Genomic DNA, 10,449 nt, shown 5'->3' on the forward strand with positions numbered 1-10,449 from the left:
CGGATCGGTGCCGAGTGCACTAGGCAGCTGTTTGCGGCGTACGCGCCGACCCGGTTCCGTACCGCTCCATGGAGAACACACCCGGCCCCCGCGCGGGCCGCAAGGAATGGACCGCGCTCGGGGTCCTGATGCTGCCCCTGCTGCTGGTCTCGATGGACGTGTCGGTCCTCTACTTCGCCATCCCGTACATCAGCCGGGATCTGGAGCCGAGCGCCACCCAGCAGCTGTGGATCCTCGACATGTACGGGTTCGTGCTCGCCGGACTGCTCATCACGATGGGCGCGCTCGGCGACCGGATCGGCCGACGCGTGCTGGTGCTCGGGGGCGCCGCGGTCTTCGGCGCGGCCTCGGTCGTCGCCGCGTACGCCCACTCGGCCGACCTGCTCATCGCCGCGCGCGCACTGCTGGGGCTCGGCGGCGCCGCCCTGATGCCCTCGACGCTCGCCCTGATCCGCAACCTGTTCCGCGACGGGAAACAGCGCGGCCGGGCAGTGGGGCTGTGGACGGCGGTGATGACCACCGGCATCTCCCTCGGCCCGGTGGTCAGCGGCCTGCTCCTCGAACACTTCTGGTGGGGCTCGGTCTTCCTGATCAACCTGCCCGCGATGGTGCTGCTGCTCGTGCTGGTGCCTTTCCTGGTACCGGAGTTCAGGGCAGCACAGCCGGGCCGCTTCGACCTGCCGAGCGCGGCGCTCTCGCTCGCGACCCTGCTTCCGGTCGTCCACGGGATCAAGGAACTGGCCCGGCACGGATACGAGCCGATGCCGGTTCTCGGCATCGCCGCGGGGCTGCTGCTCGGACTCGTCCTCGGACGCCGCCAGAAGCGTCTCGCCCACCCGATGATCGACCTCGGCCTGCTGGGACGGCGCGCCTTCGGCGGCCCGGTGCTCGCCGACCTCCTGGCGATGTTCGCCACGGTGGGCATGGCCGTCTTCCTCGCCCAGTACCTCCAGTCCGTCCTCGGCATGAGCCCGCTCGAAGGCGCGCTGTGGAGCACGGTCCCGGCCGTGGGCGTCGCCGTCACGGCCCCGGCCGCGGCGGTACTCGCGCAGCGCGTCGACCGCGCCCGTGTCATGGGCGGTGGCTTCCTCGTCTCCGCCTGCGGGTTCCTCTGGCTGACCCAGGTGCGCACCGATTCGGCCCTCTGGTTCGTTCTCGTCGGTGCCTCGGTCTACGCGGGCGGCCTGGTCGCCGCCATGGCCCTGGCCAACGAACTGGCCCTCGGCGCCGCCCCGCCGGAACGCGCGGGTTCCGCCGCGGCCGTCCTCGAATCGGGCCAGGAACTGGGCGGAGCCCTGGGCATGGCGATCCTGGGCTCCGTGGGCGCGGCGGTCTACAGCCGCGACATGACCGGCGCCCTGCCGGCCGGGGTGCCGGACGCCGGGGCGGTGCGCGAGACCCTGGGCGGCGCGACGGCGGTGGCGGCCCGGCTCCCGGCCGGAACGGCGGACACCGTGCTGACGGCCGCGCGCGATGCCTTCACCCGCGGCATGGGTTCCGCCGCGATCGGAGCGGCGGCCGTCATGGCCGCGGCCGGTGTCCTCTCGCTCGTGCTGCTGCGCGGCGCGGCCGGGACGGGGCACCCGGGGACGGAGGGTTCGACCACGGGTGAGCATCCGGAAGGGGCGGACAACGAACCGGAGCCTGCGGTGCCCTGACGTACCGCGATTTCCCGGACCTCGGACCGGGGCAGGGGCTCAGGACCCGGAATCCGGGCCGGAGCCGCGGCGCAGTGCGCGGGAACACCAGCCGATGACCGCGGCGTTGACCACCGCCCCGAGGGCGACGGCGACGACGAACATCGCGGCGTGGTCCGGCAGCACGAGCAGTACGAGACTGGCCGGGGCGGTGGCGAGCAGCGGGATGACGCCCGCCATCGACTCGCCCGAACTGTCGTGGACGGTCACCACCACCGCCCACACGGACAGGGCGGCGCAGACCGCGAGGTACACGAGGGCGACGACATCGCCGAGAACGTGGCGCAGACGGCGGAAAAGGGATCGGCCGGAACCGGTCACGGCGGTGGACTCCTCGGTGGTGGTGAGTGCGGTACGGGGTAGCCGAAGCCGAAGCCGAAGCCGTTGCCGGCGCTGTTGCCGATACCGGCGACGCGGTGTTCGGCAGGCGGGCCGTCAGAAAGGGCCGCCGGGCGGATTGGGACGGGCGAGGCCGAGGTCGTACGCGAGGATCGTCGCCTGTACCCGGTCGCGCAGCCCGAGCTTGCGCAGCACCGCGTTCACATGGGACTTCACGGTGCCGATCGCGATGCCGAACTCCTCGGCGATCTCCGCGTTGTTGAGCCCGGACGCGACCATGGTGAGGACGGACCGCTCCCGGCCGGTCAGGCCGTCCAGCCCGTGGGAACCGCTCCCGGCCGGGAACCCGTTGCCCGCCCCGGACGCGTAGTGGCCGATCAGCCGCCGGGTCGCGGACGGGGCGAGCACGCTCTCGCCGGAGGCCACCACCCGGATGCCGCCCAGCAGTTCGGAGGTGTGCACGTCCTTGAGCAGGAAACCGGACGCCCCGGCGCGCAGCGCGTCGAACACGTACGCGTCGAGGTCGAAGGTGGTCAGCACCAGGACCCGGCACGCGTCCTCCCGCCCGGTGATGATCCGGGTGGCGGCGATGCCGTCCATCCCGGGCATCCGGACATCCATGACGACCACGTCGGGCCGCAGTTCCTCGGCGAGACGCACCGCGGCGGCGCCGTCGCCCGCCTCACCGACGACCGTCATGTCCTCCTCGGCGTCGATCACGGCGGCGAACGCCGCCCGTACGACGGCCTGGTCGTCGACGACCAGCACACTGAGACTCATCGTTCCCTCGCACCGGGGCTCATCGCTCCCGCTCCTCGTCGTCCTGTTCCGGAACCCGCATACCACCGTCGGCTCCCGTCACACCGTTCCTTGCCGCACAGCCCCCGGTCGGCCCGTCCCAGGTCGGCCCGTCCCCGGTCGGTCCGTTCCCGGCCGGCCCGTCCCTGGCAGGTCCGTTCCCGGTGAGTGGCAGCCGGAGACGGACCGTGCCCGGCGGGCCGGTGGTCAGTGTGCCGCCGAGCGCCGTGACCCGCGCCGCCAACCGCTCCCGCACGGCGGGACGGTCGGTCCGGGGCACTCCGGTGGCCGTGAGCGTCAACGCGTCGTCGTCCGCGTCGACCTCCAGCACCGCGGGCTCCTCGCCGCCGGCCGCGAGCACCGTCTCGGCGGCATGGTAGGCGGCCAGGTCCACCTCGGTGGGCAGCCGCTCCGGCACCCGGTCGGTCAGCCGCACCTCGACGTCACGGCCGGTGGCCCGGCACTGATGGGCGAGCAGGTCGAGGGCCTGGAGGGTGGGCTGCGGCCGCAGCCCCGGACCCGGCCCGGCCTCCCGCACCGTGTCGAGCAGGGCGCGCATCGCGGCCAGGGCCTCCCGGGCACGCTCGGCGGTCGCCTCCAGCCGGCCCGCCTCCGCCTCCGCGACCACGTCGGCGGTGCGCGCCAGCACCGTGGTCTCCAGCCCGGCGGCGATCCGGCGGCGCTCGGCCCACGCGTCCCGGACGGCCTCCCCGGTCCAGGCGGCGAGACGCTCCTCCCGCACGTTCCGGGCGGCCCGGTCGCGCCGTCCGCGCAGGGCCCCGCCCCACCGGGCCGCGCCGACGGCCACCGATGTCCCGGCGACCGCCCACCCGACGACCGCCCAGACGGGAAGCGTCGTGCCCCGCTCCAGGACGGCGGCGACCGCGGCCCCCGCGTGCACCGCCACGGCCGCGACCGGACCGGCCCGCAGCAACGCGCGCGGGCGGCGGGCCCCGGCGGGGGACGGACCGGAACCGGAAACGGAGTACGGGTCTGCGGGGGACGGACCGACGGCGGTACGGGCCGCGTCCTCGGCGAGCACCGCGCAGATGGCGAGCACACTCAACGCGGGCGGCAGGACGACCGGCCCCGTGTAGTCGCCCGCGGCCATCGCCACCGGCCAGAGCGGGGCCAGGACCAACAGGGCGGCGAGGGCGGCACGGGGCGCCCGGCGCGACCACAGCAACGCGACCGCCTGGGCCGCGGCCAGCAACGCGAAGAACACCCCCGCGGACACCTGTGCCCCGCCCCGAACGGTCTCCGCCCGGACGACCAGCACCGGGAGCAACGGTTGCAGGCACAGGCCCGCGGCGGCCGTCACCTGCGCCGGGCGATGGTGCCGCGACGCGGACCGTTCCACCGGGGCGGCGGTCCGGCCGGGCAGGACCGCGCGCACCTCCCAGCCGCCGTCCGCCGTCGGCCCGCTGGTCAGCGTGCCACCGGCCTCCCGGGCCCGGGACCGCAGAAAGCCCTGGCCGCGCCCCGAGCCGAGGCCCGCACCGTGCGCCGGTGAACCGGCGGGCGGCGCCGCGCTGGTCACCACGACCTCCGTACGGGCGTCGCCGTACCGGCACCGTACTTCCGTGTGCGCGCCGGGTGCGTGCCGTGTCACGTTGGTCAGCGCCTCGCGCACGATGCCGTGCACCGCGTCCGCGAGGGCGCCGTCCGGCAGCGGGTCGATCTCGCAGTCCACCCGCTGGTCCAGCCGCCGGAATCCCGCGACGAGGTCCAGCAGCCGTTCCTCCGGCGACGGCAACTCCTCCCGAGAGGGCGCGGGGGATCGTACCGCTCCGAGCGCCCGGGTCACCTCGCGTCCGGTTTCGGCCGCGAACTCCAGTGCCTCGTCGGCCAGTTCGGGGCGGCGCCCGCGCAGCCCGAGAGCCGCTCCCGCCGTGACCACCACGGCCGTCAGATGATGGGCGCTGACGTCGTGCAACTCCCGTTCCATGCGGCGTCGTTCGGCCATCGGGAGCCGGTGGCGTTCGGTCTCGGCCCGGTTCAGCGCCTGTTGGGCCGCCCGCCTCGCGCGGCGGGTCCGCCGCGCCAGCAGGCCGGAGCCGCAGGCGACGGCGTACAGCAGTGCGGTCAGGACCAGGTCGAGACCGTCGGGGTCGTTGAGTCCGTGCAGGCCGAGACCGTGCCACGACTGCCAGACGGCGAGCGTCACGACGCACAGCACGGCGGTGAAGGCGTCGCGCTCGACCGCGACGGCGAACAGGGCCAGTGCGACACCCGCGGTCCCGAGTACCGCCACCGCCCCGACGGGCAACGGCCCGGCCCCCAGCGCACAGGCCGCGGCGACCAGGACGAGGGCGGCCACCGGACGAGTACGGCGCAGGGCGAGCGCGGCCGCCACCGGGCCGGCGACCAGGGCCGCCAGGAGAAGGGCGGAGGCGGACGGGACGGCCCCGCGCACCAGCCCGGCGCCGGGCCACACCACCGCCTGGGCACAGATCAGCAGGACCGGGAGCAGCCGGTCGTCGGTTCGCTTCATGACGGAACCAGGCTATGTCCGCAGGTGAGGGGCCCGTCTCCGGCTGGAGGCGGATTCCCTTCCCGGTCTGTCTCTATCTCCGGTTCGACACGGCAATCATCCCGCGGTGCGAGGCCCGCGCGGAGTTCCGGACCATAGGCTCGACCACATCGGAACCGACCGCATCGGAACCGACCGCACCAGTGCCCGATCGCACCGGAAACGCACGAGCGCCGGAAACGCACGAGTACCGGAAACGCACGAGCGCCGGAAAGCGAATGAGCACCGGAAACGAACGAGTACCCCCTTCCACCGCATCCGGAATTCAGAAGGAACCACCATGTCCAAGCGCATTCTCATGTCTTCCCTCATCGGTGCCACCGCTCTCGGAGCGGTGGCCGCGGGCGGCCTCGCCATGGCGTCGACCGCCACGGAGCCGACCCTGGAGAACGGCTCGGCCCGCTACACGGCCCCGTCCGGCGGCGCTGCGGGCACACTCGTCTTCACCGCCGACGTGAGCGACGATTCGGGCGTCCGGGGTCTCAAGGTCCTTGCCTGGCCCGCGAGTTCGGAACTCGACCCGACCGAGGCGGAACTCCGCTCCGTGGAGGACGCCACGTGCCTGCGCACCACGGCCGAGACCTCCCGCTGCACCTACACACTGCGGATCACCGAGAAGGAGTCGGCCGAGGCGCCCACCGGCACCTGGTACGTATCGGCGCTGGCGACGGCCGAGGACGGCGACACGACGTTCGTACCCCGTGCCGCCACCTTCGAGATGACCGAAGGGCCGGTCGACGCCCGGTCCCGGTGACCTCGTCGGCATACGTCGGGTTCTCCCGCGACTGTGCCGACCAACGGTGGCGTGCCCTGAAGTCGGTTCTCGGCCCGGTCGACGGGCAACAGCACGTCGTCGACCCGGCCGAGGCCGCGTGGCGAGCCGTCAGGGTGTGCCGTGCCTGTTCGCGCGGTCCTGCCGGGGCGGATGAATGCCTTGCCGGAGTCGAGGCCGACAGAGTTGGGCGGTGCCCCGGAGCCGGCGTCGTCCCGGAGGGCGAGTCGGCGTTCCCGCTCCTGTCGGACGTGTCGTTGCGATGGGTGGAAGAGCTCGCCCCACGTCTCGACAGCCGACGCGCCTCCACCGCCGTACTTGCGCCGACGCCGGCCGGCCCGTGCGAAGAGGGCAAACCAAAGAACGATGACGATACTGCCGATCGTGAGCAGCAAGTGATGTCACCTCCTGGATGCCGGCGTCCGCCCGCCGGCAGTCGGTGCCACCCACCGGGCGGCAGGCCGATTGCCCGGCCGATGGTGCGGGCCGAGTCACTAGAATCACCGGATGACCTGGAGCGAGGCGGAGTACGTCGAGTACTTGCAGAGCGAGCGCCGCGCCTATGCGTGGGTGATGCAGCGGTACGGCAACCGGACACCGGAGAACGCCTGGGCGGAGGCTCTGGACTGGTACCCCTACGAACCGGCCGACGCACCGTTCCGCGGACTCGTCTTCCACGACGAGTCGTGGCACTGGGCGATGCTGGCGATTCACGGGGACCGGTACACCGTGGACCATCCCGAGCTGGCCGCCCCGCCGGCCGAGTACCGGGCCCTCGGGTGAACGCCCGACCACCGCAGGGGTTTTGTCCCCGGGGGTATGGGGCCCGCGTTCCGGGACGGTGAAGGGGCGCATCTCAACGCACGGTCTCGGGGGAGTTCTCCCCGGGCAGCGTGCGCAGGGACCGGAGCGGTGACAGGAAGTTCGGGAGGAAGCTCAGTGTCATACCGCCCGCACCGATCCACAGCGTGGCCGTCGCCCCGAGCGCGGAGCCCGAGAATCCGCCCAGCAGCCCGCCCAGGGGAAGGCCGCCCCAGGACACGAACCGGACCGTCGCGCTCATCCGGCCCAGGAGACGGTCGGGTGTGAGGGCCTGCTGGAAACTGGACTGGGCCACGACGCGGACGACCCCGCCCAGCGATAGGGCCGCGAGCCCGACCGCCGCCGCGTACACGCTCCAACCGGGCCGCGCCAACGGCATCAGGGCCGTCAGCGGGCAGGTGACCAGTGGGGCGAGCCATACCACCGGGCCCTGCCCGACCAGCTTCGAGAGCCTGGTCGCCAGCAGCGCGCCCAGCAACGCGCCGCACCCCATCCCCGACAGAACGAGCCCGATGCCGAAGGACCCGAGGCCCAACTCCTTCTTCAGGAAGACCAACAACATGGTCTGGTACATCGCCAGGGAGAGGTTGAACACCGCGTCTCCCGTCATGGTCGCGCGCAGGACGGGATGCCCGAGGACGAACTTCATCCCCTCCCCGACGTCCTGACGCAGCCGAGGGCGCTGACCACCGGTCTCCGGCTTCTGCTCGCGCTTCCGGATGCGGAACGCGAGGAGACCCGATACGGCCATTCCCACCGAACTCACCAGGAGTGTCGCGGGGGCTCCGATCCAGCCGACCAACGGGCCCGCCGTCGCCGGTCCGCCGATACTGGTCACCGAGCGTATCGCCGAGAGTTTCGAGTTCCCCTCGACGAGATTCCCGCGCCCCACGAGATGCGGCAGATAACTGATGTGGGCGACGTCGAAGAAGACCGTCAGCACCCCATGGGACAACGCGACCGCGTAGAGCCACGGGATCGTCAGCAGACCGGCCCACCACGCCACCGGTACCGTCAAGAGGATCAGCGACCTCGCGGCGTCGGTGCCGATCATCACCGAGCGCTTTCGCATGCGGTCCACCCACGCCCCGGCCGGCAGCCCGACCAGGAGCGAACCCACCGTGGTCATCGCGGTCAGCAGGCCCATCTGGAACTCGTCGGCGTCCAGGGCCACGAGCGCGACCAGGGGCAGCGCGAGGAAGATGACACGGTCGCCCAGCTGCCCGAGTGCCGTGGCTGCGAACAGCCGCCCGAAGTCCGGATCGCGCAGGAGTCCGGGCCAGGAAGAATTTTTCATGCACATCACCTGCTGTCGAATGTTGTCGAACTCGGATTTCCGCTCCGGCAGGGGCGTTCGGCGGATGTCCCCGCCCGGCGTCCCCGATGCCCCGTCCGATGCCCCCGTTCGACGGCTTCGTCCGATGGTTCGGTTCGATTGCTCCGCCCGACGCGGCGGCTACGACCGGTCGATCCCGAACTCGTAGGCCACTTCGCGGCGCACATCGGGGATGACGATGTCGGCGGTCTCCACCGGCCGCCCGTCGGTGTCGTAGATGATCCGTTCGATCCGGAGCACCAGGTCCCCGACGCCGATGCCCAGCAGATTCGCCTGGGCCCGGGTGGCACGGGCCGGGCGGGGCAGCTCGACCACGGTCTCGACGACCACACCGATGGAACGCATCCGCTCGACCACGCCCTTGCCCGCCAGGGGCCCCATCTCGGGCAGCATGATCGGCGTTCCGTCCGTGAGGGCCATCGGCTCCCACGACTCGGAGAGCTGGACGGGCTGCCCGTCGGCGAGGAACTCGTAGTGCGTGTTGACGCAGAGGTCCCCGGGCCCGATGGCGAGCCGTTCGGCGATCGCTCCGGGGGCGGGGACCCGCACCTGGCTGTGGGCGTCCCAGGCACCGGCCCTGCCCCGCTCCTTCATGCCGGTGAGGCAGGGCGGCCCGCCCCGGCGCCCGAGGTGTCGCGAACGCACCATCCGCAGGCGCTCGCGCGGCGTGCGGACGTAGGTGCCCGAGCCCGCGCGTCCTTCGAGGAGCCCCGCGATGATCAGGCCGTCCACGGCCCGCTGCACGACGTTGCGCCCGACCCCGTACTCCTCGGCGAGTTTTGCCCGGGACGGCAGACGCTTCCCGACCGCCCACTCCCCCGCGAGGACCCGGGCGCGCAGCGCGTCGGCCACTGCGAGGTAGGGGGCCTCTCGGGGCATGGGTGGATCCTCCGGCTTCTCGACGGTTCCCGTCGGTCCTTCTGGCGGTCCCTCGCCGGCTTCCCGGGGTGCGGCAGCCGGTGGTTCGGGCGGCGTTGGCAAGCTACTGCACCGGGCGAAAGCTACTGGAGCAGAAACACGCTCGGTGCGCGGGCGACCTCCTGCGGCAGCGTGCCTGGACCTGCGCCGACTCGGCTGATTTCCCCCGGGAGTCGACGCATCCGCTCCCGGTCGGGGACTCCGTCCGGTATACGAGTACGAGTACGGGTGGGAGAAAGCGCGGAGTGAAAGGGGTGGGGTGGGGGATGGCGCGGATGCTGTACGCGATGCGTGTTGTGATCGCCCTCCTGGCGGGGGCCGCGACGTTGCTGACGATCCGTGGCGTCGTCCCGATGTCCGTCGGTGGCCCCGAAGGCGAGGATCCGGGGGACTGGACGATCCTGGCCGCGTTGACCTGCGTGTTCCTCGCGATTTCGTGCTCGCGCATCGCTCGGCGGATGTACCGGCGGACCCGCGCGTTGCCACCGAACATCGACGAGGTTCCCGGCATCGCCGGCCGCGGCGCGCGAGAACTCGGTGAGGATTCGGAGGGTTTCGCACCGGCCCTGACCGGCATCGCCGTCGCGTGCGCGGTCGCCCTCGTGACCGAGGGTGGGAGGGCCGGAACAGTGGCGGCCTGCACCGGGGTTCTCGTCGCCCTCGCCGCCGTCCTCGTCACGCGCGGCCGGATGCGTGAAGCGCGGAGGATCGCCGCCCGGCACGACCGCATCGCGCGCGTCAGGGGGCAGGGCACCAAGGTGCGGGCCGAGGTCCTCGGCGTCGGCCACGGTTCGTCCTGGAGCCACGGCGGCCCGGTGCTCACCGTGGAGGCGCGCTTCGAGACGCCCTCCGGAACCCGCACCGTCGTGGAAACGATCGCGACCGCACCCGCGGACGTCCCCGCCGTGGGCGGCAGCGTCCTGGTCTGGTACCTCGACGGCGGCGCCGAGTTCTACCTGGAGGAGGACCCGGACAGCCCGCACGAGCCGGGCGCCGCCGAGCGCTACAAGGAACCCGAGACGTTCTGAACACCGCCGACCGCTGCCGCCGACCGCCGACCACCAGGCACGAGGCACGAGGCACGAGGCACGGCCGTGCGGGCGATCGGCCGGTCGGGGCGGGTACGACTGCGGGTGTGGTCAGACCGAGTGGACGAGTCGGCCGCCGACGTAGGTCCGTTCGACCCGCGCCGACGCGATCTCCTCGGGCGGGGCCGCGAAGATGTCGCGGTCCA

The 10,449-nt window shown here is 72.7% G+C and carries 9 protein-coding genes and 1 pseudogene; 4 read left to right on the forward strand and 6 right to left on the reverse strand.

The genetic code is table 11. The features are described from left to right. Positions 1-68: 68 nt before the first annotated feature. Positions 69-1,658, forward strand: a complete 1,590-nt coding sequence (locus ABZZ04_RS19555) for an MFS transporter (RefSeq protein ID WP_356933444.1) — start codon at positions 69-71, stop codon at positions 1,656-1,658. Positions 1,659-1,697: 39 nt separating this feature from the next. Here the strand turns inward: ABZZ04_RS19555 and ABZZ04_RS19560 are convergent, their stop codons facing one another. The 3 genes from ABZZ04_RS19560 to ABZZ04_RS19570 form a co-directional block, all read right to left on the reverse strand. Beyond that, positions 1,698-2,018, reverse strand: coding sequence for a hypothetical protein (locus tag ABZZ04_RS19560; protein ID WP_356933445.1), 321 nt, complete (start codon positions 2,016-2,018; stop codon positions 1,698-1,700). Between the two features lie 114 nt (positions 2,019-2,132). After that, a complete protein-coding gene (locus ABZZ04_RS19565) occupies positions 2,133-2,816 on the reverse strand; it encodes a response regulator transcription factor (protein WP_356933446.1) in 684 nt (227 codons plus the stop codon). A gap of 19 nt (positions 2,817-2,835) precedes the next feature. Next, complete coding sequence (locus ABZZ04_RS19570; RefSeq protein ID WP_356933447.1) at positions 2,836-5,328, reverse strand: histidine kinase; 2,493 nt, start codon at positions 5,326-5,328, stop codon at positions 2,836-2,838. Between the two features lie 319 nt (positions 5,329-5,647). On the opposite strand from ABZZ04_RS19570, the gene ABZZ04_RS19575 reads away from it, so the two are divergent. Beyond that, complete coding sequence (locus ABZZ04_RS19575; RefSeq protein ID WP_356933448.1) at positions 5,648-6,121, forward strand: DUF5707 domain-containing protein; 474 nt, start codon at positions 5,648-5,650, stop codon at positions 6,119-6,121. 182 nt (positions 6,122-6,303) lie between these two features. On the opposite strand, the pseudogene ABZZ04_RS19580 reads toward ABZZ04_RS19575, so the two are convergent. Continuing rightward, positions 6,304-6,534, reverse strand: a pseudogene (locus ABZZ04_RS19580) (DUF6191 domain-containing protein); the annotation flags it as partial. A 112-nt stretch (positions 6,535-6,646) separates the two neighbouring features. Here ABZZ04_RS19580 and ABZZ04_RS19585 point away from each other — a divergent pair. After that, positions 6,647-6,922 carry a hypothetical protein gene (locus ABZZ04_RS19585; RefSeq protein ID WP_356933449.1) on the forward strand — a complete coding sequence of 92 codons (276 nt, stop codon included), beginning with the start codon at positions 6,647-6,649 and terminating at the stop codon, positions 6,920-6,922. A 73-nt stretch (positions 6,923-6,995) separates the two neighbouring features. Here ABZZ04_RS19585 and ABZZ04_RS19590 read toward each other — a convergent pair whose 3' ends face one another. Both ABZZ04_RS19590 and ABZZ04_RS19595 read right to left on the reverse strand, forming a co-directional pair. Continuing rightward, positions 6,996-8,258 (reverse strand): MFS transporter, encoded by a 1,263-nt coding sequence (locus tag ABZZ04_RS19590; RefSeq protein WP_356933450.1) that lies wholly within the window; start codon positions 8,256-8,258, stop codon positions 6,996-6,998. A 159-nt stretch (positions 8,259-8,417) separates the two neighbouring features. Continuing rightward, a complete protein-coding gene (locus ABZZ04_RS19595; RefSeq protein ID WP_356933451.1) occupies positions 8,418-9,176 on the reverse strand; it encodes a GntR family transcriptional regulator in 759 nt (252 codons plus the stop codon). Positions 9,177-9,502: 326 nt separating this feature from the next. Here ABZZ04_RS19595 and ABZZ04_RS19600 point away from each other — a divergent pair, with 326 nt between their 5' ends. Further along, a complete protein-coding gene (locus tag ABZZ04_RS19600) occupies positions 9,503-10,243 on the forward strand; it encodes a hypothetical protein (protein WP_356933452.1) in 741 nt (246 codons plus the stop codon). Positions 10,244-10,449: the final 206 nt, after the last annotated feature.

The organism is Streptomyces sp. NPDC006435 (assembly GCF_040612315.1).
Lineage (GTDB): Bacteria > Actinomycetota > Actinomycetes > Streptomycetales > Streptomycetaceae > Streptomyces.

What these genes read in the sequence shown, in the direction of transcription:
- ABZZ04_RS19555 (WP_356933444.1), top strand. Translation starts at nt 69, where the DNA reads ATGGAGAACACACCCGGCCCCCGCGCGGGCCGCAAGGAATGGACCGCG.
- ABZZ04_RS19565 (WP_356933446.1), bottom strand. Translation starts at nt 2,816, where the DNA reads ATGAGTCTCAGTGTGCTGGTCGTCGACGACCAGGCCGTCGTACGGGCG.
- ABZZ04_RS19570 (WP_356933447.1), bottom strand. Translation starts at nt 5,328, where the DNA reads ATGAAGCGAACCGACGACCGGCTGCTCCCGGTCCTGCTGATCTGTGCC.
- ABZZ04_RS19575 (WP_356933448.1), top strand. Translation starts at nt 5,648, where the DNA reads ATGTCCAAGCGCATTCTCATGTCTTCCCTCATCGGTGCCACCGCTCTC.
- ABZZ04_RS19585 (WP_356933449.1), top strand. Translation starts at nt 6,647, where the DNA reads ATGACCTGGAGCGAGGCGGAGTACGTCGAGTACTTGCAGAGCGAGCGC.
- ABZZ04_RS19590 (WP_356933450.1), bottom strand. Translation starts at nt 8,258, where the DNA reads ATGAAAAATTCTTCCTGGCCCGGACTCCTGCGCGATCCGGACTTCGGG.
- ABZZ04_RS19595 (WP_356933451.1), bottom strand. Translation starts at nt 9,176, where the DNA reads ATGCCCCGAGAGGCCCCCTACCTCGCAGTGGCCGACGCGCTGCGCGCC.
- ABZZ04_RS19600 (WP_356933452.1), top strand. Translation starts at nt 9,503, where the DNA reads ATGCGTGTTGTGATCGCCCTCCTGGCGGGGGCCGCGACGTTGCTGACG.